The sequence below is a fragment of the Mycolicibacterium chubuense genome, from assembly GCF_001044255.1.
Taxonomy (GTDB): Bacteria; Actinomycetota; Actinomycetes; order Mycobacteriales; family Mycobacteriaceae; genus Mycobacterium; species Mycobacterium chubuense.
The window spans coordinates 1-23871 of record NZ_JYNX01000004.1 but is presented as its reverse complement, the minus strand read 5'-3'; the positions used below and the strand labels follow the sequence as shown (position 1 = coordinate 23871).

Sequence of the window (23871 nt, the reverse complement as noted above, 5' to 3'; positions counted from 1 at the left end):
CGGCGCTGGCCGACGCGGCCGAGCGGGCGCCGCGCCAGGCGCGGGAGGCCGCCGAGAACGAGCTGTCCGCGGCGCTGGCCCGGGTCGATCCCGCATCGCTGCCGCGGGCGTTGGTCGCCGAGCTGGCCGACGCCGAGGCGCGGGTGCTGCTGGCGCGCCGGTTCCACAACGACGCGGTCCGCGACACCCTGGCGCTGCGGGAGCGCCCCGCCGTGCGGGCCTTGCGGCTGGGCGGTACGGCGGCGATGCCGACGTACTTCGAGATCGCCGAGGGCGGTGAGGTGTCGACGCGCGAAGCCGCGCCCGCGACGCGGCGCACCTCGGCGCGGGTGGTGCTGCTCGACGACGACGGCGCCGTGCTGCTGCTGTGCGGATCGGATCCGGAGAGTCCGCTCACGCCCGCCCCCCGGTGGTGGTTCACCATCGGCGGTGCCGCGCAGGTGGGCGAGTCGCTGGCGCAGACCGCGGCCCGCGAGCTGGAGGAGGAGACCGGTCTCGCGGTGCACGCCGCGGACATGGTCGGTCCGCTGTGGCGGCGCGATGCCACGATCGAGTTCAACGGTGCGGTGATCCGCAGCGAAGAGATGTACTTCGTGCACCGCACCGCCCGGTTCGAGCCCGCCGACACCGGCCGCTCGGTGCTCGAGCGGACCTACATCCATGGTCACCGCTGGTGCGATGCGACAATGATCCGCGACCTGGTCGCCGGTGGTGAGGCCGTCTACCCGCGTCAGCTGGCCGAGCTTCTCGACGAGGCGAACGCCATGGCCGACAGACCCGACGCGGTGGCGCAGCGGCCGTTGCCATCCATCCGCTGAGATGCGGATCTAATGGATTTGCGGGCCCCTTTAGACTGGATCAGTAGCGAACGAAGGAGTTGACAGTGGAAACCGAAGCTCTCGGCGGTTCCGCCCGCGGCACGTCGCGGGTGAAGCGCGGTATGGCGGAGATGCTCAAGGGCGGCGTCATCATGGACGTCGTCACGCCCGAGCAGGCCCGGATCGCCGAGGGGGCCGGTGCGGTGGCGGTGATGGCGCTCGAGCGCGTCCCGGCCGACATCCGCGCCCAGGGCGGGGTGTCGCGGATGAGCGACCCCGACATGATCGAGGGCATCATCGACGCGGTCACCATCCCGGTGATGGCCAAGGCCCGCATCGGGCACTTCGTCGAGGCGCAGATCCTGCAGAGCCTCGGCGTGGATTACGTCGACGAGTCGGAGGTGCTCACCCCGGCCGACTACGCCAACCACATCGACAAGTGGAAGTTCACCGTGCCGTTCGTGTGCGGCGCCACCAACCTGGGTGAGGCGCTGCGCCGGATCACCGAGGGGGCGGCGATGATCCGCTCCAAGGGTGAGGCCGGCACCGGCGACGTGTCCAACGCCACCACCCACATGCGCAAGATCGGCGGTGAGATCCGCCGCTTGACGTCGCTGTCCGAGGACGAATTGTACGTTGCGGCAAAGGAATTGCAGGCTCCGTACGACCTGGTGGTCGAGGTGGCGCGGGCCGGCAAGCTGCCGGTGACGCTGTTCACCGCCGGCGGTATCGCCACCCCGGCGGACGCCGCGATGATGATGCAGCTCGGCGCCGAGGGCGTGTTCGTCGGTTCGGGCATCTTCAAGTCGGGCAACCCCGCCGAGCGCGCCGCCGCGATCGTGAAGGCGACCACGTTCTACGACGATCCCGACGTGCTGGCCAAGGTGTCGCGCGGTCTGGGCGAGGCGATGGTCGGCATCAACGTCGACGACATCCCGGTGCCCCATCGGCTCGCAGAGCGAGGCTGGTAAGAACCACACTGTGGCGATCGAAGAAATCCTCGACCTGGAGCAGATCGAGGTCAACATCTATCGCGGTGGGGTGTTCAGTCCGGAATCGGGATTCCTGCAGCGCACCTTCGGCGGTCACGTGGCCGGCCAGTCGCTGGTGTCGGCGGTCCGTACCGTCGACCCGAAGTTCCAGGTGCATTCGCTGCACGGGTACTTTCTGCGCGCCGGCGACGCCCGGTCACCGTCGGTGTACACCGTGGAGCGCATCCGCGACGGCGGGTCCTTCTGCACCCGGCGGGTGACCGCGATCCAGCACGGCGAGACCATCTTCTCGATGTCGGCGTCGTTCCAGTCCGACCAGAGCGGCATCGAGCATCAGGACGCCATGCCGGTCGCACCGCCGCCTGACGACATCCCCGACTTCGAGTCCGTCAGCAAGGTGTTCGACGACGCCAGCTTCCGGCAGTTCGACGAGTGGGACGTGCGCATCGTGCCGCGCAAGGACCTGCATCTGTTGCCCAACAAGGCTTCTCAGCAGCAGGTGTGGTTCCGGCACCGTGATCCGCTGCCGGATGACCCGGTGCTGCACATCTGCGCGCTGGCCTACATGAGCGACCTGACGCTGCTCGGCTCGGCGCAGGTGAACTACCCCGAGGTGCGAAAGCACCTGCAGGTGGCGTCGCTGGATCACGCGATGTGGTTCATGCGGGCGTTCCGCGCTGACGAGTGGCTGCTCTACGACCAGTCCTCGCCGTCGGCGTGCGGCGGCCGCTCGCTGACCCAGGGCAAGATCTTCAACCAGTACGGGGAGATGGTCGCTGCGGTGATGCAGGAAGGCCTGACGCGCTACCCGCGCGACTTCACGCCCGGTCGTCCGTGAGCGCGCCGCGCGTCGGGGTGCTGGCTCTGCAGGGCGACACCCGCGAGCACCTCGCCGCGCTGCGGGAGGCCGGCGCCGAGGCGTCGACCGTGCGCCGTCCCGAGGAACTCGCGCGCGTCGACGCTCTGGTGATCCCGGGCGGCGAGTCGACGGCGATGAGTCACCTCCTGCGCGAGTTCGACCTGCTCGAGCCGCTGCGTGCGCGCCTGGCCGAGGGCATGCCGGCCTACGGTTCGTGCGCGGGGATGATCCTGCTCGCCACCGAGATCGCCGACGCCGGAGTGCCCGGCCGAGAGGCCCTGCCGCTGCGCGGCATCGACATGACAGTGCGGCGCAACGCTTTCGGACGTCAGGTGGATTCCTTCGAGGAGGACATCCTGTTCGACGGGCTGGAGGGCTCGGTGCATGCCGTGTTCATCCGCGCGCCCTGGGTGGAGCGGGTCGGACCGGGCGTCGAGGTGCTCGCCTCGGCCGCGGGCCATCCGGTCGCGGTGCGCCAGGGCCGCACGCTGGCCACCGCGTTTCACCCCGAGGTGACCGGCGACCGCCGGGTGCACAAGCTGTTCGTCGACTCCCTGTCGTGATTTCGGCGTCGTTGGTCGCGCTGAGGGTGACCAACGACGCCGAAATCGCTCAGGACTGGGCCGGCAGCACGTGGTCGGCCACCTTGTCGGTGGACAGGCACAGCGAGCAGACGAACGCGTCGTGGGTCTGGCATTTGAGCATGTCCGGCCGCTCGTAGTCGTGATGGCACACATGGCAGGTGAGGTGGGCACCGGACGGGTTGCCCAGCTCGTCGTACATCGGCAGGTCGATGCCGTCATCGGTGCGGCGCAGGTAGTACTTGCCCTTGGTGGCGATCGCGATGACCGGCGGCAGCACCAGGCCAAGACCGATGGCGACCAGCGGCGAGTAGGGCCGGATGCCTTCGCCCAGAACGCCGAAGAACGCCAGGATCGACACGCCCGCCGCGATCAGCATGGAGCCGAACCCGACCGGGTTGATCGCGTACAGCATGCCGCGCCGGAATTCGGGCGCCTTGGGGGACAGGCGCAGCAGGTACTTGTTGAACACGATGTCCGACGCCACCACCACGACCCAGGCCATACCGCAGTTGGCGTAGAAGCCGAGGATGGTGTTCAGGAAGTCGAACATGTTGGCTTCCATCAGGATCAGTGCGATCAGCAGGTTGAAGCCGAGGAAGACCAGCCGGCCGGGATAGCGCTTGGTCACGCGGGTGAACGAGTTCGTCCAGGCCAGCGACCCCGAGTAGGCGTTCGTCACGTTGATCTTGATCTGGCTGATCACCACGAGCACCACGGCCAGCGTCATGGCGAGCCAGCCGGGCAGGAAGTTCTCGTAGATCTCCAGGAACTGGTGCACCGGTTGGTTGGCGATGCCGGCGCTGTCGGCGACGTTCGCGATCAGGTAGACGGCCAGGAACAGCCCGACGACCTGTTTGATGGCGCCGAAGAACACCCAGCCCGGTCCGGCCAGGATCATCCACGTCCACCAACTACGGGCGTTCTCGGGTGTTTTCGGCGGCATGAAACGCAAGTAGTCGATCTGTTCGGCGATCTGGGCGATCAGGGACAGGCACACGCCGGCCGCCAGCAGCGTGTAGCCCAGATCGAATCCGCCGTTACCCGCCTCGCCCTGATAGGCGAAGAACTGGCCCACCGACTCCGGATGGCTGACCACCAGGTACACGAACGGCGCGACCATCAGGATCAGCCACAGCGGCGTCGTCCAGACCTGCAGTGTGGACAGCACTTTCATGCCGTAGATCACCAGGGGGAAGATGATCAGCGTGGAGGCGGCGTAGCCCAGCCACAGCGGCACCCCCAGGCCGAGTTGGAGGCCCTGGGCCATGATCGACCCCTCCAGGGCGAAGAAGATGAAGGTGAACGTCGCCATGATCACGTTGGTGACCACCGAGCCGTAGTACCCGAATCCGCTGCCGCGCGTGATCAAGTCGAGGTCCATGTTGTAGCGCGCCGCGTAGTACGCGAGCGGGAAGCCGGTCAGGAAGATGACCACGGCGAAGATGAGGATGCCCCACAGCGCGTTCGTGGTGCCGTAGGAGATCCCGATGTTGGCGCCGATCGCGAAGTCGGCGAGATACGCGATGCCGCCGAGCGCCGAGATGCCGACGACGCCGGTCGACCACTTCCGGTAGCTGCGCGGCGCGAAGCGCAGCGTGTAGTCCTCGAGTGTCTCCTTGGTGGCGGTCAACCTGTCGAGGTCGGTGGTGCGCACCTCGTCGCCGAGTTCAGACGTCATTCGCCGACGGTAGGCCGCCTGTGTTTCGTGCTCGTGACACCTATGTTCCGTCGCCGGAACGGGAACAAGATCGAATTGACCGGAGAGTCAACGCCTTTCAGCGGATCGGCAGCCCGGTGATCGCGCGCGCCATCACCAGCCGCTGGATCTCGCTGGTGCCCTCGAAGATCGTGAAGATCTTGGCGTCGCGGTGCATGCGCTCGACGGGATACTCGCGGGTGTAGCCGTTGCCGCCGAGAATCTGGATGGCCTCGTCGGTGACGTACACCGCGGTCTCGCTGGCCACCAGCTTGGCCATCGACCCCTCGGCGGAGTCGAAGCTCTTGCCGTTGCGCGCCATCCAGCCGGCGCGGTAGACGAGCAGTCGCGCGGCGTCGATGCGGGCCTTCATATCGGCCAGCTTGAACGCCACCGCTTGGAACTCGCCGATCTTGCGGCCGAATTGCTCACGCTCGCAGGCATAGTCGCGCGCGTACTCGAACGCCGCTCGGGCCACACCCACCGCCATCGCGCCGACCGTCGGGCGGGTGCGCTCGAACGTCGCCATCGCGGCCTGACCGGCGGCCTTCTTGCCCTCGCGGACCTTGGCGATACGCGCGTCGAACTTCTCCTTGCCGCCCACGATCATGCGGCCCGGCAGTCGCACGTCGTCGAGCACCACCTCGGCGGTGTGCGAGGCGCGGATGCCGTGCTTGAGGAACTTCTGGCCCTGGGTCAGGCCCTTGGTGCCGGGCGGGATGACGAACGACGCCTGGCCGCGGGTGCCCAACTCGGGGTGCACGGACGCGACGACGACGTGGACGTTTGCGATGCCGCCGTTGGTGGCCCAGGTCTTGGTGCCGTTGAGCACCCATTCGTCGGTGGCCTCGTCGTAGCGGGCCCGGGTCAGGATCGCGCCGACGTCGGAGCCCGCGCCGGGCTCCGACGAGCAGAACGCGGCGACTTTCGGTTCGTCGACGGTGCCGAACATCTGTGGCACCCACTCGCCGACCTGCTCGGGGGTGCCGTTGGCGGCCAGCGACGCCGCGGCCAGCCCGGTGCCGAGGATCGCCAGCGCGATGCCGGCGTCTCCCCAGAACATCTCCTCGAAGGCGACGATCATGCCCAGTCCGCTGGGCTCGGCGGCCTGTTCGGCGAAGAACTCCATCGAGTAGAGCCCGACCTTCGCGGCCTCCTGGATGATCGGCCAGGGGGTTTCCTCGCGCTCGTCCCACTCCGCGGCGGCCGGGCGGATCACGTCCGCAGCGAACTCGTGAACCCACTTCTGAACGTCGACGAGATCGGACGACAACTCCAGCGAGAACGTCATGGGAGATACCTTACTCCGCAGTAAGATAGGGGGACCAGACTGTGTGGCTCAGCTAACACTCGAAGCGAGAACGGGCAGTAGCAACCGCGAGCCGGAGGACACGCTGTTCACGCTGCTGGTGCCGACGCTGGCATGGCGAAAGTCCATGATGGCCGGACTGGCCGGGTTCTGGTCGTCGCTGGTCAGCACCAACTGCACCCGGTGTCCTGCGGCGAAGCGGCGGGCATTGGGCACCAGCGGGATCCGATAGGTCAGCGTCTGGCCTGCCGGTACGGCCACGGCGACCTCGCACCTCACGACAGGAGCGCCCTCGTGGCTGGCCGCGTCATCGACGGTGCGCAGGCTCGCACGCAGCCAGCCGGCCGTCACATCGGTGGCCGCGCCCTCGGGGTCGAGGTCGCGCAGCGTGACGATCCACGCGGTGTCGGCAGCGGTGGCCGACGCCTGCAGCTGCAGCTCGATCTCGCCGGCGACGTCGAGCGCACGCGGCAGGGGGGCCGACGTCCATGTCAGCATCGGCGGCGGGTCGACCGCGCTGGCCTTGGCGCGGTTGAGGCCCGCGCCGAGTGTCAGGAACTCGCGCGTGCCGGGCTCGCCTTCGTCGTCGGACAGCGCGCCGTCGGCGCGCAGCGCCCACCGCCGGTAGGTCGCGGGCGGCGGCCACGTGTCGCTGGCGTGCCAGCCGTCGGCTCCGGGGAGGACGTAACGCACCGGCGGCCCGGCCATGATCCCGGTGTCGGCGCCCTTGAGCCAGTGGTCGTACCACGCGAGCGCCTCATGGTGCAGACTTTCCCAGGGCCAGGTCAGGCCGTATCGGCCGAGCAGCGCCATCCGGACATTCGGGTTGTGGGCCAACGCTTTCCATGCGGTGAACGTGGACGGTAGGTGCAACGGCACATTCTCCCAGTCGCAGCCGAGGTAGACGGGGATGTCGACCTCGGACAGCAGCGGCAGCAGGTTGCGTTCCTCCCACCAGGCGTCGCGCAGCGGATGCTTGACCATCGTGTCGAGCCACAGGTCATCCCACGGGTGCGGGTCGTGGGGGAGTTTGAGCAACTGGCGCATCATCGTGACCGCGGCTTCGCCGTTCATCGTGGCGAACTTGCGGTGCACCCGCGGTGTGTTGAGGATGCGGCGGGCCGCCGCGATGACCGGGTTGCGCCGCCAGAACGCGTCACTGCGGTCCGACGTGAGGCCCATCATCGACAGGAACGGTGTGATGAACGCCGAACTCGTGAGCCCATGGTGTGACGCCGCCTCGTAGAGATCGGCGGTCGCCGCCACGGGGAAGATCGCCCGCAGATGCGGCGGTCGCTCGACCGCGGCCTCGAGTTGGGTCATGGCGAAGTAGCTGATGCCGATCATGCCGACGTTGCCGTCGCACCACGGCTGCGCGGCCGCCCACTCGACCAGATCATGCATGTCGAGGCGCTCCCGGGCGTCCATGAAGCCGAACACCCCGCCGGATCCGCCCGTTCCCCGGAGGTTGGCGATCACATGCACGTAGCCGCGAGGTACCCAGAAGTCCGTCGCACCCGCCTCGATGAAGCCGGCGGGCGCGCCCAGATCCTGCATCTGGCGGGGATACGGCGATGCGGCGATGAGCGCCGGGAACCTCGCCGCAGCGTCGGGGCGGTGCACATCGGCCATCAGGTCGACGCCGTCGCGCATCGGGACGCGCTGGTTGATGAGGTGGGTGATGCCGAAGCGGGGCGCGCTGAGATTGCGGTACTCGCGGCCGGTGTCCTGCGGACCGTTCAAAGCGCGTGCGCTGATGGGCATAATCTCACGCTACGTTGAAACTAGTTTCATCGCAACGTGAAATTCACGCTACGATGAGACTCGTGCCGAAGGTCGCCCCAGGGCCCCGCGACGAACGGGGTGTGTTGTCGAACAGAATCCTCGTTGCGGCGCGGCAGGCTTTCGCCGACACCGGATATGCCGGCACCACGATGCGGGCGGTGGCCCGGGCGGCCGACGTCGATCCCGCGCTGGTCTACCACTACTTCGGGTCCAAGGAAGCGCTGCTCGACGCGGCGACGGCACCGCCGCAGCGGTGGCTGGAGAGCGTGGCGGCGACGTGGAACACACCTGCGCCGCAGCTCGGAGAGGCGCTGATTCGGCTGATGCTCGCTGCCTGGGCCGACGACGAGATCGGTTCCGTCCTCCGCGCGATCCTGCAGACCGCTGCCCATGAGCCGGCGACGCGCGAAAAGCTGCGTCTGATCGTCGAGCGCAGCCTCATCGGCGTCTCGCAGCTCGGCGTGGACGAGGCCGGCCGGCAGACGCGCAGCGGTCTGATCTCGTCGCAGATCATGGGGCTGGCGATGATGCGCTACGTCTGGCGCATCGAGCCGATCGCCTCGATGAGCGAGGACGCGCTCGTCGCCGCGGTGGCGCCGAACCTGCAGCGCTACATCTCTGACGACCTGGGATGACGGGCACGTAGACTGATCGATCGGACTTCGACGTCGTCGTGAATGAGTCGGGTGAAAGAGGTAGCGAGTACATGAGCGGCCATTCCAAGTGGGCCACCACCAAGCACAAGAAGGCCGTGATCGACGCACGTCGCGGCAAGAACTTCGCCAAGCTGATCAAGAACATCGAGGTGGCGGCCCGCACCGGTGGCGGTGACCCCGCCGGCAACCCGACGCTGTACGACGCCATCCAGAAGGCCAAGAAGAACTCGGTGCCCAACGACAACATCGAGCGCGCCCGCAAGCGTGGCGCGGGCGAGGAAGCCGGCGGCGCCGACTGGCAGACCATCACCTACGAGGGATACGGCCCCAACGGCGTCGCCGTCCTGGTCGAGTGCCTGACCGACAACCGTAACCGGGCCGCCGGCGAGGTCCGGGTGGCGATGACGCGCAACGGCGGCAACATGGCCGACCCCGGATCGGTGTCCTACCTGTTCTCCCGCAAGGGTGTCGTGACGCTGGACAAGAACGGGCTGACCGAGGACGACGTGCTGGCCGCGGTTCTCGACGCCGGTGCAGAGGACGTCAACGACCTGGGCGACACCTTCGAGGTCATCTCGGAGCCCACCGACCTGGTCGCGGTCCGCACCGCGCTGCAGGAGGCGGGCATCGACTACGACTCGGCCGAGGCCAGCTTCCAGCCCTCGGTCACCGTGCCCGTCGACCTCGAGGCCGCCCGAAAGGTGCTCAAGCTGGTCGACGCCCTCGAAGACAGCGACGACGTGCAGGACGTCTACACCAACATCGACATCCCCGACGACGTCGCCGCCGCCCTCGACGAGGACTGACCCCGGCGGTCACCGGGCCGCGGTGACGCCCAGGAACTCGGCGATCGCCGCGGCGGTGCGCTCCGGTTGGTCGAGCATCACCAGCACATAGGCGTCCTCGATCATCGCGAGCCGGCCGTGCGGCAGCAGATCGGCGAGACGGCGGCCGTGGTCGACCGGCATCACCGGGTTCTCCGACCACAGGACCAGCGCCGGCCCGTCGAACTCCGCGAGCCGCTGCGTCGCACGGATCAGATCGGCCCTGTCGAATCGGGTGCGGCAGTACTTGACCAGGTCCCGTCGGATCGCCCGGTCGGTCAGGCCGGCCGCCACCCACTGTTCGACCACCGCCTGGGGCACAGGGTGTTTCGCCATCATCCCGAACATCAACCGTTGCCGGCGCAGCCGGGCCACACGCAGTTGGCGCATCGCCAGCCACACCGTGCCGGTGCTGCGGCTGGCCAGCCATGCGATCTTGCCGGGCAAGCCGGGCGGGAAATTGTCGAAGGCCTCCGACGGGCAGATCACCAGACGTGACACCCGCGTGTCGCGGCCGAGATCGGTGAGGAACAGCGGGCCGCCCCAGTCCGTGACGATCAGAGTGACGTCGGTCAGGTCCAGCGCGTCGAGGACATCGGCGACGATGCCGACCATCCCCGGCAGCGTCAGGTCGGCGTCCGCGCGCATCGGCACGCGGTGCCCGCCCATCGGCAGCACCGGCAGCAGGTAGCGGAACCCCGATGGAAGGTGCCGCAGCGCCGGATCCCACTGCGCGTCGTTCATCAGCAGGCCGTGCAACAGCACCACCGGCGGCCCGTTCGGATCGCCCTCCTCTCGGTACTGCACGGTGCCCGCGGCGACCTCGACTGACTTCATGTGTCCTCCACTAGAATGATGATTCTAGAACGTATGCTCTAGCCTGACACCAGGAGGTGCCCATGGCAAGGTCCACCCGGGAATCGATCCTCACCGCGACCGCGGAGCTGATGCGCCGGCGCGGTTACGCCGGGGTGGCCATGAAGGACATCGCCGACGCGTCGGAGGCGCCGATCGGCTCGCTCTACCACCACTTCCGCGGCGGCAAGGCGCAGATCGCCCGGGAGGCTCTCGCCAACGCCGGCGCCGCCTACGGCCTGCTGATCCCGGCCGTCGTCGACGCGCACACCGACCTGGGGGAGGCGGTCCAGGCGATCTTCGACCAGGCCGCGGACGACATGGAGGGCACCGCCTTCGCCAACATGTGCCCGGTGGGCAGCGTGGCGGCGGAGGTCGCGGACACCGTCGAGGAACTCCGCCAGACCGCAGGCGAGGTCTTCGAGGGCTGGATCGCCGGCGGCACCACCTATTTCGTCGCGCGCGGCGTGAACGAACGGCGGGCCCGTGACCTCACCACGGCGGTGATCGGCGGGCTGGAGGGGGCCTTTCTGTTGGCCAGAACGCTGCGCTCGGTCGAGCCGCTGCGGGCCGCGGGGCGGGTGCTGGCGCCGCAGTACCGCGGGACGGTCCTCACGGCACCTACCCGCGAACCCGCCTCGACGCCATCCTGACCTGCAGGCTCTAGGATCTGCGCATGCCCGTCGTCACCGACCCGCAGGGTGTGCAGTGGTCGGTGCACCGCAGGTTGTGGCCGTTCCCCGATCTCGAGGATCTGCTGGACAACTTCGACTTCTTCGGCTGGGTGATCGGCCTCGTTCTGGTTCTGCCCTTACTGGTGCTGTGGCCGGTCTGGTTCCTGGCGAAACTGCTCGGGGTGCGCTGGGTGCTCGTGGTCGAGCGCGACCACGTCGAGGTGGAGCGCGAGCTGGTGCGCGGGTGGCGCCGATCCGGAGTGCGCAGTACCGAATTGGCCGCGCAGCTCGCACAGGGCTGGCGCTCGGGGAACTACGCGCTCTGAGGCGTGTCCCTGCCGCCGAAGGTCGGATCCCGCGGTTAAGCTCTCGAACAAATGTTCTGTAGGAGGCTGGCGTGCGGGTGATGGGAGTCGACCCCGGGCTGACCCGGTGCGGGCTGTCGGTCATCCAGAGTGGCCGGGGCCGCCAGGTCATCGCCCTCGACGTCGACGTGGTGCGTACCCCGGCCGAGCACCCGCTGGCGCACCGGTTGCTCGCGATCAGCGAGGCCGTCGAACACTGGTTGGACACCCACGAGCCCGACGTCCTCGCGATCGAGCGGGTGTTCTCCAATCAGAACGCCAACACCGCGATGGGCACCGCGCAGGCCGGCGGGGTGATCGCGCTGGCCGCCGCCCGCCGCGACATCGACGTGCACTTCCACACCCCCAGCGAGGTCAAGGCGGCCGTCACCGGTAACGGCCGCGCCGACAAAGCGCAGGTCACCGAGATGGTCACGAGAATCCTTGCCCTGCAACAGAAGCCGACACCGGCCGACGCCGCCGACGCGCTGGCCCTGGCGATCTGCCACTGCTGGCGCGCGCCGATGATCGCCCGGATGGCCGCCGCCGAGGAGATGGCGGCCGAGCAGCGGCGCAAATACCAGGCCACGCTCAAGGCCGCCAAGATGTCGCGGAGCGCCCGGTGATCGCGTCGGTGCGCGGGGAGGTGCTCGACATCGCGCTCGACCACGTCGTCATCGAGGCCGCCGGTGTCGGCTACAAGGTGATGGCCACCCCGGCGACACTGGCCACGCTGCGGCGCGGCGCCGAGGCGCGGCTGATCACCGCGATGATCGTGCGGGAGGACTCCCAGACGCTCTACGGGTTCGCCGACTCCGACGCCCGGGATCTGTTCCTGACCCTGCTCGGCGTGTCCGGGATCGGCCCGAGCATCGCGCTGGGGGCGCTGGCCATGTACGACGGGCCCACTCTGCGATCGGCGATCGGCGACGGCGACGTCACCGCGTTGACGCGAATCCCGAAGGTGGGCAAGAAGACCGCCGAACTCCTGGTGCTGACGCTGCGCGACAAGGTCGGCACGTCCACGTCGGCGGGCGCGACGGCGATCGGCGGGTTCGGGATCCGCGGACCGGTGGTGGAGGCGCTCGTCGGCCTCGGCTTCGCGCTCAAGCAGGCCGAAGAGGCCACCGACAAGGTGCTCGCCAACGATCCGGAGGCGACGACGTCCGGCGCGCTGCGGTCGGCGCTGTCGATGCTGGGGAAGAAGTGATGGGCCGCTTCGAAGACGACGAACCGCCGGAGATGGCCGACGAGCGCGAGGTCTCGGCGGCGCTGACCGTCGGCGAGGGCGACATCGACGCCAGCCTGCGGCCGCGGTCGCTGGGGGAGTTCATCGGCCAGCCCCGGGTGCGCGAACAGCTGCAGCTGGTCATCGAGGGCGCCAAGAACCGCGGAGGCACGCCCGACCACATCCTGCTGTCCGGGCCGCCGGGGCTGGGCAAGACGTCGCTGGCGATGATCATCGCCGCCGAACTCGGCTCGTCGCTGCGCGTGACGTCCGGTCCGGCGCTGGAACGGGCCGGGGACCTGGCCGCGATGCTGTCCAATCTCGTCGAGCACGACGTGCTGTTCATCGACGAGATCCACCGCATCGCCCGTCCGGCCGAGGAGATGCTCTACCTCGCGATGGAGGACTTCCGCGTCGACGTCGTCGTCGGCAAAGGCCCGGGCGCGACGTCGATTCCGCTGGAGGTCGCGCCGTTCACGCTCGTCGGTGCCACCACCCGGTCGGGCGCGCTGACAGGACCGTTGCGCGACCGGTTCGGCTTCACCGCGCACATGGACTTCTACGAACCGTCGGAACTGGAGCGCGTGCTGACCCGCTCGGCAGGCATCCTCGGCATCGAGTTGGGGGCCGACGCGGGCGCCGAGATCGCCCGACGCTCCCGCGGCACGCCGCGCATCGCGAACCGGCTGCTGCGCCGGGTCCGGGACTACGCCGAGGTCCGTGCCGACGGGGTCATCACCCGCGACATCGCCAAGTACGCGCTGGAGGTCTACGACGTCGACGAGCTCGGGCTGGACCGGCTGGACCGCGCCGTGCTCTCGGCGCTGACCCGCAGCTTCGGCGGCGGGCCGGTGGGGGTGTCGACGCTCGCGGTGGCGGTGGGGGAAGAGGCCACCACGGTGGAGGAGGTGTGCGAGCCGTTCCTGGTGCGCGCGGGCATGATCGCGCGCACGCCGCGGGGCCGGGTCGCCACGGCCCTGGCCTGGACGCATCTGGGTATGACCCCTCCCAGCGGCGTCATCGGACTGGGTCAGCAAGGATTGTTCGGGTGATGACGACCGTGAGCCTGATCGTGGCGGCGCTGGCGGCGCTGCTGCACGTCTACATCTTCGTGATGGAATCCTTCACGTGGACGTCGCCGCGCACCCGAGCGGTGTTCGGCACCACCCCGGAGGAGGCGGAGACCACCCGCCTGCTCGCGTTCAACCAGGGCTTCTACAACCTGTTCCTGGCGATCGTGACGGGCTCGGGCATCGTCGCGACCGCGCTCGGAGCGCACGCCGTCGGCGCGGGGCTGCTCTACGCCGGGCTGGGGTCGATGCTGGCCGCGGCCGTCGTGCTGCTCGCCGCCGCCCGGGACAAAGCCCGCGCGGCCGTCATCCAGGGCACCCTGCCGCTGATCGCGATAGTGCTGCTGGTGCTGGGCTCAGCGCTGTAGCGTCCCCACGGTGACGTGGCGTCGGATCGCCGCGCTGGTGGCGCTGCTGCTCTCGATGTCCGGAGGTGCCCGGGCCTCGGGTGATCCGGGCGACGTCCGCCCCGGTCCCGTCGACATCGGCGGCGGACGCACGCTGTTCCTGAACTGTCAGGGCGAGGGCGGTCCGACCGTGTTCATCATTCCCGGAATGGGTAGCTACGCCGAGGCGTGGAACTACATCGTCGCGCCCGACGATCCCAGCTGGTCGTCACCCTACGACGTGATCGAACAGGCCCGGTTGATCCCGAGCCCCGACGCGACGCAGCCGACCGTGGCGAGAGCGACCCGGGTGTGTGCCTACGACCGGCCCGACACCCGCCCCGACGGCGACCTGCGGTCCACCCCGGTGCCGCAACCCCACCAGATGCAGCAAGACGTCGACGATGTGGTCGCGTTGATCGCTGCGGCCGGCCTCCCCGGACCCTTCGTGTTCGTCGGCCATTCCTACGGCGGGCTGATCCTCGACCTGCTGGCGCGCCAGCACCCCGACCTGGTGTCGGGCTTGGTGTTCGCGGAACCGACCTCGGAGTTCCTGCCCTCGATCGGAAGCCCGGCACAGAACGCGGCGTTCTACGCGAGCGGCCGGGAGGGAAGGGCGCCCGGTGAGAGCGTGTGGTTCGAGGACGCTTTCGCAGCGGTGGCGTCAGCCCCCCGCCTTCCGCAGGTACCGGCAATCGTCCTGAGCGCCGACAGGTTCCCGCCGCCTGATCAGCTCACCCCGGACAACTACACCCAGGCGCAGATCCACCGGGCCAACGACATGCTCGCGGCCGCGCTGGGCACGGCGATGCAGGTGGTGCCCGGCAGCGGTCACAACGTGATGCTGTATCAGCCGGCGGCGGTGGCCGACGCCGTTCTGCGGGTGGTGGACGCGGTCCGCGCGGGCCGTTGAACGCGGCCGTCGATTACGCCCGACGGCGCGGGGGTACTCCTCTGCGCACGTCACAAGGAGGCATCATGATCGGATCTCAACGTGCGGACCGCCCCCGGGGCGGCCGCATGACCATCGCCCGCAGCCGCGGCGCGGCAAGCGGGCTCCTGCTCGTTCTGCTCGGGATCTGGGGTGCGCTCATCCCGTTCATCGGGCCGAACTTCGACTTCGCGTTCACACCGGATCAGCCGTGGATCTGGACGACCGGCCGAGGATGGCTCGAGGTGCTGCCCGGCGTCGTCACCGTGATCGGCGGCCTGTTGCTGCTGACCTCCCGCAACCGCGCGACGGCGATGCTGGGCGGCTGGCTGACCGTGGCCGGCGGAGCATGGTTCGTGATCGGCCGCGCGCTGGCCGGGCCGCTCGGACTCGGCGACGCCGGAGCCCCGGTGGCGGCGGACGAGACCAAGCGGGTCTGGCTCGACCTGACCTACTTCTACGGCCTGGGCGCGCTGATCATCTTCCTGGGCGCACTCGCGCTGGGCCGGGTGTCGGTCCGCAGTGTCCGCGACGTCGAATACGTCAACCGCGCCGCGGTCGTCGACACCCCGGCACACACCGGTCCGGTCCCGGTCACCCACACCTCGCCCGCAGGCGCGACCACCCCGGTGGGTGACACACCCACCGAGGTGATCGATTCGCGGCAGGAGCAGCCGGCGCCGCGCCGGCGCGGCCTTCGCTCCCTGTTCCGTGGCCGCCGCGATCGAACGCTGGCGCACCACTGACCGTCAGAGCAGGCCGAGCAGTTCGAGGTCGGTGACGTACTTGACGATGACCTCGCGGCTCACGTGCGGGATGTCCTTGTCCGGCCCGATCTTGGCCTCCTGCACCGCCGTTCGGAAGCGGTCCGTCGGCGCGATGGAGCCCCGGACCGGGAACTCCGGGTGCTGGTAGTTGTGCAGCAGCGGCAGCAGTGACGCCTGCCGCTTACGCTCGGGCAGCGCGTTGATCGCCGCGGTGAACCGCCGCAACCAGGTGGCGTAGTCGCCGACGCGCTGCACCGGGTACCCGGCCTCGATCAGCCAGTCGACGAACTCGTCGAGGCCGATCCCGTCGTCGTACGGGTTCATCACGTGGTAGGTCTCGAACCCGGTGTCCGAATCCGTCGCCACGGCGGCACCGAGCGTGGAGATCGCCTCGGCGATGAACTCCACCGGCAGCCCGTCGTAGTGCGCCCGCGGCCGGTTGCCGTCGTCGCCGAGTTGGTAGAACGACTCGGGGGCGACGCCGGTCGCGACGAGGCTGAACACCAGCCGGGTGAACATGTCCGGCAGATTGAGCTGGCCGGCGTAGGTGGTGTCGGCCAGGATCATGTCGCAGCGGAACACCGACACCGGCAGGCCGCACAGGTCGTGGGCCTCGCGCAGCAGCACCTCACCGGCCCACTTGCTGTTGCCGTAGCCGTTGGCGTAACTGTCATCGACGCGGCGGGTCGCGCTGATCTGCCGGATGTCGCCGTCCTCGACGAACCGGCCCGGCTCGATGCCCGCGCCGACGCCGATGGTCGAGACGTAGGCGAACGGCTTCTGCCGGGTGGTCAGCGCCATGCGGATCAACTCCGCGGTGCCGACGGCGTTGGGCCCGAACAGCTGGCTGTAGGGCAGCACGTGGTTGACCAGGGCCGCCGGGTCCACGATCAGGTCGACCGTATCGGCCAGCCGCTGCCACACCGCGGGATCGAGCCCGAGGTCGACCTCGCCCTTGTCTCCGGCGATCACCTCGAGGTGATCGGCGGCGAGCGCCCGGTAGTGCGCGAGCAGCTTCTCGTCGCCGGTGTCGAAGGTGGCGTCCAGCCGGGCCCGTGCGGCGTCGTCGTCCTTGGCGCGGACCAGGCAGATCACCCTGCCGTCGACCAGATCCATCCGTTCCAGCCACTCCAGCGCCAGGTACCGGCCGAGGAAGCCGGTGGCGCCGGTCAGCAGGACGGTCCGGACCTCCGAGCTGGGGCCCGGCAGTGACGGTGCGGCGGCGAGGGTCTCGGCGTCGATGAACTTGTCCAGCGTGAGATCGCGGGCGTGCGCTTCGGTGGCGTCCGCGCCGTGCACCGAGGCGAAGGTGGGCCGCTTCGTGCCGGGTTGGCGCTGGGTCTCGATGTAGGCCGCCAGTGCCGCCAGATCGTTGGCGGGGCTGACGATGACGCCGACCGGGACCTCGACGTCGAAGATGTCGCGCAGCAGGTTGCCGAAGGTCAACGCCGACAACGAGTCTCCACCGAGATCGGTGAAGTGCGCGTCGGGCTGCACGTCGGTGGCCGCCGTGCCCAGCAGGGCGCCGGCCGCGCGGCCGACGGTCTCGACGACCGGACGCGTCGCGCCGTCCTGACGCAGTGCCCGCAACTCGTCGGCCTGGCCCTCGGCCAGCTGGGTGTAGAGCGCCTCGAGCTGATCGCCGTAGCGTTCCTTCAGCTTCGGCCGGGCCAGCTTCCGGATGCCGGTGAGCATGCCGTTCTCCAACGTGAACGGCGTGGTCTCGATCAGCAAGTCGCGCGGGATCTCGTAGGACTGCAGGCCCGCCGCCTTGGCGACGTCCTGAAGCGACTCGCCGATCAGGGATTTGGCGTCGTCGCGGCCCAGGACGTCCTCGGTCGGCACGACGACGGCCAGCAGGTAGGACCGTGAGCTGTTGCCGTAGATGTAGATCTGCCGGATCAGCGGGCTGTCGCCGAACACCGCCTCGAGCTTGGAGACGGTGACGAACTCGCCCTGCGAGAGCTTCAGGACGTTGTTGCGGCGATCGAGGTACACGAGCCGATCGGGTCCGGTCTCGGCGACGACGTCGCCGGTGCGGTAGAAGCCGTCCTCGTCGAACATCTCGGCCGTGATCTCGGGCCGTCGGTAATACCCGGGGAACAGGGTCTCGCTCTTGACCAGCAGCTCGCCGCGCGGATGCGGGCGGTCGGTGGTGAAGTAGCCGAGGTCGGGGACGTCGACGAGCTTGTAGTCGATGACCGGCGGCCGCTGAACCTCGCCGTCGACGAACACCGCGCCGGCCTCGGTCGAGCCGTAGCCGTCGATCAGGTGCAGGTCGAGGAATGATTCGACGAACGCGCGCATCTCCGGCGACAGCGGCGCCGATCCCGTCATCGACATCACGTAGCGGCCGCCGAGCATGCTCTGGCGGAGGTCGGCGTAGACGTCGGCCTCGCTGTCCGGGCGGCGCTCGAGTTCCTTGGCGACCTCGGCGAAGATGGTGTCCCAGATGCGCGGCACGAAGGTCAACTGCGTGGGCCGAACCAGCGCCAAGTCCTCGAGGAAGGTCGAAAGATCGCTGCGCGCAGCGAAATACGCAGTTCCGCCGGCGCCCAGGGTGCCGTAGAGCAGGCCGCGGCCCATCATGTGGCTCATCGGCAGGAAGTTCAGCGTGATCGACGGCGTGGCGTGCTCGCCGTACCACGTCGACCGCCCGGACCGCAGCCACGCACCGGCGACCAGCCGCTCCGGGTACATGGCGCCCTTGGGGGCGCCGGTGCTGCCGGACGTGTAGATCAGCAGCGTCAACGGATCGTCCTCGGGTGAGGAGAACGGCTGTGCTGCAGGCAGAGTCGCGCCGCGCTCGAGCGCCTCGGCCAGGGTGAGCACCTCGATCGCGCGGCCGCCTTCGGTGAGCCCGGTGCGGGCGTCGGCGACGGCGTCGCGGTGGTCGTCGACCTCGGCGCGGTGGTCGAAGACGATGACGCGGCGCACGGTGTCGGCCTCGCGCGCGAGGTCCACGGCGTCGGCGAGGTGGTCGACCGCAGAGGCGATGATCACGGGCTCGGTCTCGGCGATGATGGGCCGCAGCGTCGCGGCCGGCGCGCTGGTCTGCAGCGGGACGGCCACCGCCCCGTGCAGCGCGAGGGCCATGTCGATGACCGTGTAGTCCACGCTGGTGAAGCCCAGCAGGGCGACGCGGTCACCGGGCGCGATGTCGGTCAGGGTGTTCATCACCGCGTGCACCCGGGCGGACAGTTCGGCGTAGGTGATGGTCTCGAACCGGGGGAGAAGGTCGGCGGAGGTGCGCCCGGTCTGCGGATTGGTGACGAAACGCACCGCGCGCTGTCCCAGCGCGGGCCGATCGGCGTAGCCGTCGAGCACGGTCGCCATGATCTGGGGGAGGCGCACCCCGGGCTGGTCGATGGCCTCGGAGATCGCGTCGTCCGGCGTGGCGGCGGCGAACTCGGGATCGGTCGCGTGCAAGTCGGCGATGCGGCGGGCGAGCCGCTCGTCGCGGGTTTCAGTCGGCATCAGAAGTCCTCGCAAGAATGAAATCGTTGGTTACGGGGCGCTTCGTTGCGCCCACGGAGAAAACTACGTTAGTAAAACTAAGCTTATTCCGGTCAGCGGCCGTTCGGCGCTGTCAATATCCTGTGAATCGCTCGCATCTATGGGGAAAACCGGTCCACCGCAGCAATTTTCGTGGCTCAGGTCACACCTGGCCGCCGGTTGAGAGGTGGCCGGACCGGTTACCGTCACAGGGTGACCGATGCCGTTGTGCAGTCGCTGCGACTGCCCGCGATGCTGTCCGCGCGCATCGGGGGCGGCGCCGGGGACGGTGCGGCCACCGTGGTGCTCGGACGGCGCCTGTGCGACGTGCTGGGTGCCCTCGGGGTCCCGGTCCGCGACTGGCTGGCCGTGTCGCGATGGGTCGACGACGACGACGACCGTGAGGCACTCGGCGGCTACGTCGACGTGCTCGTCGCCGACCGCTGTCGGCTGCCGGGCGACGACCTCGTCTCCGATCTCGTCGCGCACGACTGTGACGGTCGGGGGCTCACCGCCGAGGAGGTCCACGCGATCGTGGCCGACTGCCTCGCGGCGGCGGCACAGAGCTCCTGACGCGGCCTCAGCCGGTGTAGGCCATCACGTGCTTGATGCGCGTGTAGTCCTCGAGGCCGTACATCGACAAGTCCTTGCCGTGGCCCGAGGACTTGAAGCCGCCGTGCGGCATCTCGGCGACCAGCGGGATGTGGGTGTTGATCCACACGCAGCCGAAGTCCAGCGCATTGGAGACCCGCAGCGCCCGCGAGACGTCCCGGGTCCACACCGAGGACGCCAATCCGTACTCGACGCCGTTGGCCCACCCGATCGCCTGCTCCTCGTCGGAGAACGACTGCACGGTGATCACGGGGCCGAAGATCTCCTGCTGGATCAGCCGGTCGTCCTGACGCAGCCCGCCGATGACCGTCGGCTCCACGTAGAAACCCTTGTCGCCCTGGCGGTTTCCGCCCACGGCGACGGTGGCGTGCGACGGCACGTCGGTGAAGAAGGAGAGCACCCGCTCCATCTGCTGCTCGTTGTTCACCGGCGGCACCCAGGCGTCCTCGTCGCCGGCGGGGCGGCCGAAGGTCGTCGTCGCGCCCTTGGCCTGCTCGGCGAGTGCGGCGGTCAGGTCCGGGGCGATCGACGCCGAGGCCAGGACGCGGGTGGCTGCGGTGCAGTCCTGCCCGGCGTTGAAGTAGGCCGCCGTGGCGATGCCCTCGGCCGCTGCGCCGAGATCGGCGTCGTCGAACACGATCACCGGCGCCTTGCCGCCCAGTTCGAGGTGCGTGCGTTTGAGGTGGCCGCCCGCGCTGACCGCGACCGCCTTGCCCGCCGCCACCGATCCGGTGATCGAGACCATCTGCGGCATCGGATGAGCGACGAGGTTGGCGCCGGTGACCCGGTCGCCGGTCACCACGTTGAGCACCCCGGCCGGCAGGTGCCTGGCCGCCAATTCGGCGAGCATCACCGTCGTCACCGGGGTGGTGTCGCTGGGTTTGATCACCACGGTGTTGCCCGCGGCGATGGCGGGGCAGATCTTCCAGATCGCCATCATCATCGGGTAGTTCCACGGCGCGACCTGACCGATCACCCCGACCGGCTCACGGCGGATCCACGAGGTGTGATCGGCCATGTACTCGCCGGCCGACTTACCCTCCAGCACCCTCGCCGCCCCCGCGAAGAACCGGATCTGGTCGACCATCGGAGGGATCTCCTCGGCCGCGGTGACGTGGTGGGGCTTGCCGGTGTTGCGGCCCTCGGCCTCCACGAGATCGCCGGCCGCCTTCTCCACCTCGTCGGCGAAGTCCAGCAGCGCCTTCTGCCGGTGCGACGGGGTGGTCTTCTTCCACTCGGCGAACGCCGCCGCCGCGGCGGCGTAGGCCTTGTCGATGTCGGCGCCGTTGGAGATCGGCGCGGTGCCGTACCGCTCACCGGTGCTGGGATCGACCAGCGGCATGGTCGCGCCGCTCTCGGAGTCGACGAGCTCCCCACCGATGAAGTTCCTGACGGTCGTCACAGATCGCGCAGGATCAACTCGAGCACGTCCAGAGCTTCGAGCAGGAGCTCGTCGCTGATGGTCAGCGGCGGCAGGAACCGCAGCACATTGCCGAAGGTGCCGCAGGTCAGCACGATCACCCCGGCCTGGTGGGCGGCCGTGCTGAGCTTCTTGGTCAGCTCCGCGTCGGGCTCGAGCGTGCCGGACTTGACCAGTTCGACGGCGATCATCGCGCCGCGGCCCCGCACGTCGCCGATCCGGTCGTCCTCGGCCTGCATCCGGCCGAGCTTGTCCTTCATCAGCGATTCGATGTGTGCGGCGCGGTCGACGAGCCCGTCGTCCTCGATCGTGGCGATCGTGGCCAGCGCGGCCGCACACGCCACCGGATTGCCGCCGTAGGTGCCGCCGAGCCCACCGACATGCGGCGCGTCCATGATCGACGCCGGCCCCGTCACCGCGGACAGCGGCATCCCGTCGGCGATGCCCTTCGCCGTGACGATCAGGTCCGGGACGATGCCCTCGTGCTCGCAGGCGAACATCCTGCCGGTACGGGCGAACCCGGTCTGCACCTCGTCGGCGATGAACACCACGTCGTTGTCGCGGCACCACTGCAGCAGCGTCGGAAGGAAGCCCTCGGCGGGCACGATGAACCCGCCCTCGCCCTGGATGGGCTCGATGATGACCGCCGCCAGGTTCTCGGCGCCCACCTGCTTGTCCATCATCGTGATGGCCCGCCGGGCGGCCAGCTCACCGTCGGTGGCCAGCTCCTTGCCGCCGAACTCCGCGTCGCGGAACGGGTAGGACAGCGGGGCGCGGTAGATCTCCGGGGCGAACGGTCCGAACCCGTGCTTGTAGGGCATCGACTTGGCCGTCAGCGCCATCGTCAGGTTGGTCCGCCCATGGTAGGCGTGGTCGAACGACACCACGGCCTGCTTCCCGGTGTAGACGCGCGCGATCTTGATCGCGTTCTCGACGGCCTCGGATCCCGAGTTGAACAGTGCCGAGCGCTTGTCGCCGTCCCCGGGGGTGAGCCGGTTGAGGGCCTCGGCGACCGCGACGTATCCCTCGTAGGGCGTCACCATGAAGCAGGTGTGGGTGAAGTTGGCGACCTGCTCGCGGACCGCCTCGACGACCCGGGGCGAGGCGTTGCCGACCGTGGTCACCGCGATCCCGGAGCCCAGATCGATCAGCCGGTTGCCGTCGACGTCCTCGACGATGCCGCCGAAGGCGCGGGCAGCGTAGACGGGCATGGTGTTGCCGACGCCGCTCGCCACCGCGGCCTTCTTGCGCGTGATCAGATCCTGCGACCGGGGGCCGGGGATGGCGGTGGCGAGGTGGCGGCTCTGTTCGAGAGCGCTCACGGGGGACCTCCTTGACGATTGCCGCGATACGGTCCGAGCCTAGTCGGTCGTACCAGTGATCCGTCGAGAAGCAGGGGTGTTCTCGCCGGGATCGGTGGCCGCACCGGTGTGTCGCGACGAAATCCGTGGGCTGATGGCCCCGCTGCGACGGGGGAGGTGGTCCGGAACGGCCGCAATGGCACACTGGTCAACGAATTCCTTCATGCCGGGTGCCCTCCGACCGTGTTCGGGGGGGCCGTCCGCACACAGACCGCTACGAAAAAGAAAAGACACTGCTGCCATGGATCTGGTCGTCTTCCTGCCCCTGCTCATCATCATGGGCGCGTTCATGTACTTCGCCTCCCGCCGCCAGAAGAAAGCGATGCAGGCGACCATCGACCTGCACAACTCGCTGACCGTGGGCGACGAGGTGCACACCACCTCGGGCCTGCGCGGCACCATCACCGGCATCACCGACGACGAGGTCGACCTCGAGATCGCCCCCGGCGTCGTGACGACCTGGATGAAGCTCGCCGTGCGCGACCGCATCGTCGATGACGTCGACGAGACCGACGACGAGGACGACATCGACGACCTCGAGGCGCCGTCGGGGGCCACCGAGCTGACCGATCGGCCCAACACCAAGACTGACAGCTGAGGCCTCAGCCCCAGCACGTACCCTTTGCGGGTCACTGCGCACCGTCGCGGTACGTGACGAACTGACCTCGAGGAGACTGTAAAGACGTGGCTTCGTCTTCGACGCCGGTGCATGCTGGCCGCTACCTGGCCCTGTTCCTGGCACTGCTGATCGGTGCGTACCTGCTCGTGTTCCTCACCGGGGACAAGAAGGCCGATCCCAAACTGGGCATCGATCTGCAGGGCGGCACCCGCGTGACGCTGACCGCGCGCACACCCGACGGGTCGCCCCCGTCGCGCGACGCGCTCAACCAGGCGCAGCAGATCATCAGTGCCCGTGTGGACGGCCTGGGCGTGTCCGGGTCCGAGGTGATCATCGACGGGCAGAACCTCGTGATCACCGTTCCGGGTAACGACAGCAGCGAGGCCCGCAACCTGGGGCAGACCGCGCGTCTCTACATCCGTCCCGTCATCCACGCGATCCCGGCCGCGGGCGCAGGGCCGGCCGATTCAGCTCCGCAGCGGAGGCTTTCAACGACGTCACCTACGGTGAACTGCCCGGCCACGAGGCCCAGTACCGGCTACCTCGACGCGCTGGCCGACGCGGGCGTGACTCCCGAGGCGGTGGA

At 69.1% G+C, this 23871-nt stretch carries 23 protein-coding genes and 1 pseudogene; 17 read left to right on the top strand and 7 right to left on the bottom strand.

Annotation, left to right across the window (positions count from 1 at the left end; all coding sequences use genetic code 11):
• From MCHUDSM44219_RS00470 to pdxT, 4 genes are all read left to right on the top strand, one after another.
• On the top strand, nucleotides 1-818 hold an 818-nt coding region (locus MCHUDSM44219_RS00470), incomplete at its 5' end, for an NUDIX hydrolase (RefSeq protein ID WP_048416258.1).
• 65 nt (nucleotides 819-883) lie between these two features.
• The gene (pdxS, locus tag MCHUDSM44219_RS00465; RefSeq protein ID WP_048416257.1) at nucleotides 884-1789 is read left to right on the top strand and encodes a pyridoxal 5'-phosphate synthase lyase subunit PdxS; all 906 of its coding nucleotides are present in this window, start codon (nucleotides 884-886) and stop codon (nucleotides 1787-1789) included.
• Between the two features lie 10 nt (nucleotides 1790-1799).
• Nucleotides 1800-2648 carry an acyl-CoA thioesterase II gene (tesB, locus tag MCHUDSM44219_RS00460; RefSeq protein ID WP_048416256.1) on the top strand — a complete coding sequence of 283 codons (849 nt, stop codon included), beginning with the start codon at nucleotides 1800-1802 and terminating at the stop codon, nucleotides 2646-2648.
• Nucleotides 2645-3232, top strand: a complete 588-nt coding sequence (gene pdxT / locus MCHUDSM44219_RS00455) for a pyridoxal 5'-phosphate synthase glutaminase subunit PdxT (protein ID WP_048416255.1) — start codon at nucleotides 2645-2647, stop codon at nucleotides 3230-3232. Before tesB ends, pdxT begins: the two co-directional genes overlap by 4 nt.
• A gap of 49 nt (nucleotides 3233-3281) precedes the next feature.
• On the opposite strand, the gene MCHUDSM44219_RS00450 is transcribed toward pdxT, so the two are convergent.
• From MCHUDSM44219_RS00450 to MCHUDSM44219_RS00440, 3 genes are all read right to left on the bottom strand, one after another.
• Nucleotides 3282-4931 (bottom strand): purine-cytosine permease family protein, encoded by a 1650-nt coding sequence (locus MCHUDSM44219_RS00450; RefSeq protein WP_048416254.1) that lies wholly within the window; start codon nucleotides 4929-4931, stop codon nucleotides 3282-3284.
• A gap of 97 nt (nucleotides 4932-5028) precedes the next feature.
• Entirely contained in the window at nucleotides 5029-6240 is a 1212-nt protein-coding gene (locus MCHUDSM44219_RS00445; RefSeq protein ID WP_048416253.1) for an acyl-CoA dehydrogenase family protein, read from the bottom strand.
• A gap of 48 nt (nucleotides 6241-6288) precedes the next feature.
• Nucleotides 6289-8022 carry a CocE/NonD family hydrolase gene (locus tag MCHUDSM44219_RS00440; RefSeq protein ID WP_048416252.1) on the bottom strand — a complete coding sequence of 578 codons (1734 nt, stop codon included), beginning with the start codon at nucleotides 8020-8022 and terminating at the stop codon, nucleotides 6289-6291.
• 53 nt (nucleotides 8023-8075) lie between these two features.
• On the opposite strand from MCHUDSM44219_RS00440, the gene MCHUDSM44219_RS00435 reads away from it, so the two are divergent.
• Nucleotides 8076-8678 (top strand): TetR/AcrR family transcriptional regulator, encoded by a 603-nt coding sequence (locus MCHUDSM44219_RS00435; protein WP_048416251.1) that lies wholly within the window; start codon nucleotides 8076-8078, stop codon nucleotides 8676-8678.
• A 71-nt stretch (nucleotides 8679-8749) separates the two neighbouring features.
• A complete protein-coding gene (locus MCHUDSM44219_RS00430; protein WP_048416250.1) occupies nucleotides 8750-9505 on the top strand; it encodes a YebC/PmpR family DNA-binding transcriptional regulator in 756 nt (251 codons plus the stop codon).
• A gap of 9 nt (nucleotides 9506-9514) precedes the next feature.
• On the opposite strand, the gene MCHUDSM44219_RS00425 is transcribed toward MCHUDSM44219_RS00430, so the two are convergent.
• A complete protein-coding gene (locus MCHUDSM44219_RS00425) occupies nucleotides 9515-10360 on the bottom strand; it encodes an alpha/beta fold hydrolase (protein WP_048416249.1) in 846 nt (281 codons plus the stop codon).
• 62 nt (nucleotides 10361-10422) lie between these two features.
• On the opposite strand from MCHUDSM44219_RS00425, the gene MCHUDSM44219_RS00420 reads away from it, so the two are divergent.
• From MCHUDSM44219_RS00420 to MCHUDSM44219_RS00385, 8 genes are all read left to right on the top strand, one after another.
• On the top strand, nucleotides 10423-11031 hold the full coding sequence (locus MCHUDSM44219_RS00420; protein ID WP_048416261.1) for a TetR/AcrR family transcriptional regulator: 609 nt from the start codon (nucleotides 10423-10425) through the stop codon (nucleotides 11029-11031).
• Between the two features lie 23 nt (nucleotides 11032-11054).
• A complete protein-coding gene (locus MCHUDSM44219_RS00415) occupies nucleotides 11055-11378 on the top strand; it encodes a hypothetical protein (RefSeq protein ID WP_082161964.1) in 324 nt (107 codons plus the stop codon).
• A gap of 71 nt (nucleotides 11379-11449) precedes the next feature.
• A complete protein-coding gene (gene ruvC, locus MCHUDSM44219_RS00410; RefSeq protein ID WP_082161963.1) occupies nucleotides 11450-12022 on the top strand; it encodes a crossover junction endodeoxyribonuclease RuvC in 573 nt (190 codons plus the stop codon).
• Entirely contained in the window at nucleotides 12019-12606 is a 588-nt protein-coding gene (gene ruvA, locus MCHUDSM44219_RS00405; protein ID WP_048416247.1) for a Holliday junction branch migration protein RuvA, read from the top strand. Before ruvC ends, ruvA begins: the two co-directional genes overlap by 4 nt.
• Nucleotides 12606-13676: a Holliday junction branch migration DNA helicase RuvB gene (gene ruvB / locus MCHUDSM44219_RS00400; protein WP_048416246.1), complete on the top strand. Its 1071-nt coding sequence runs from the start codon at nucleotides 12606-12608 to the stop codon at nucleotides 13674-13676. Before ruvA ends, ruvB begins: the two co-directional genes overlap by 1 nt.
• Nucleotides 13676-14062, top strand: a complete 387-nt coding sequence (locus MCHUDSM44219_RS00395; protein ID WP_048416245.1) for a DUF1304 domain-containing protein — start codon at nucleotides 13676-13678, stop codon at nucleotides 14060-14062. The genes ruvB and MCHUDSM44219_RS00395 overlap by 1 nt, the downstream gene beginning before the upstream one ends.
• 10 nt (nucleotides 14063-14072) lie before the next feature.
• The gene (locus MCHUDSM44219_RS00390; RefSeq protein ID WP_236695299.1) at nucleotides 14073-14993 is read left to right on the top strand and encodes an alpha/beta fold hydrolase; all 921 of its coding nucleotides are present in this window, start codon (nucleotides 14073-14075) and stop codon (nucleotides 14991-14993) included.
• Nucleotides 14994-15058: 65 nt separating this feature from the next.
• Complete coding sequence (locus MCHUDSM44219_RS00385; RefSeq protein WP_048416244.1) at nucleotides 15059-15757, top strand: hypothetical protein; 699 nt, start codon at nucleotides 15059-15061, stop codon at nucleotides 15755-15757.
• Between the two features lie 3 nt (nucleotides 15758-15760).
• Here MCHUDSM44219_RS00385 and car read toward each other — a convergent pair whose 3' ends face one another.
• Complete coding sequence (car, locus tag MCHUDSM44219_RS00380) at nucleotides 15761-19255, bottom strand: carboxylic acid reductase (RefSeq protein ID WP_048416243.1); 3495 nt, start codon at nucleotides 19253-19255, stop codon at nucleotides 15761-15763.
• 231 nt (nucleotides 19256-19486) lie between these two features.
• Between car and MCHUDSM44219_RS00375 the strand changes: the two genes are divergently transcribed.
• Nucleotides 19487-19846, top strand: a complete 360-nt coding sequence (locus MCHUDSM44219_RS00375; protein ID WP_236695298.1) for a hypothetical protein — start codon at nucleotides 19487-19489, stop codon at nucleotides 19844-19846.
• 7 nt (nucleotides 19847-19853) lie between these two features.
• On the opposite strand, the gene MCHUDSM44219_RS00370 is transcribed toward MCHUDSM44219_RS00375, so the two are convergent.
• Nucleotides 19854-21287 carry a gamma-aminobutyraldehyde dehydrogenase gene (locus tag MCHUDSM44219_RS00370; RefSeq protein WP_048416242.1) on the bottom strand — a complete coding sequence of 478 codons (1434 nt, stop codon included), beginning with the start codon at nucleotides 21285-21287 and terminating at the stop codon, nucleotides 19854-19856.
• Nucleotides 21284-22627, bottom strand: coding sequence for a 4-aminobutyrate--2-oxoglutarate transaminase (gabT, locus tag MCHUDSM44219_RS00365; protein WP_048416241.1), 1344 nt, complete (start codon nucleotides 22625-22627; stop codon nucleotides 21284-21286). Before gabT ends, MCHUDSM44219_RS00370 begins: the two co-directional genes overlap by 4 nt.
• A gap of 280 nt (nucleotides 22628-22907) precedes the next feature.
• Here gabT and yajC point away from each other — a divergent pair, with 280 nt between their 5' ends.
• The gene (yajC, locus tag MCHUDSM44219_RS00360; RefSeq protein WP_048416240.1) at nucleotides 22908-23264 is read left to right on the top strand and encodes a preprotein translocase subunit YajC; all 357 of its coding nucleotides are present in this window, start codon (nucleotides 22908-22910) and stop codon (nucleotides 23262-23264) included.
• 86 nt (nucleotides 23265-23350) lie between these two features.
• Nucleotides 23351-23871, top strand: a pseudogene (locus MCHUDSM44219_RS00355) (protein translocase subunit SecD); the annotation flags it as partial.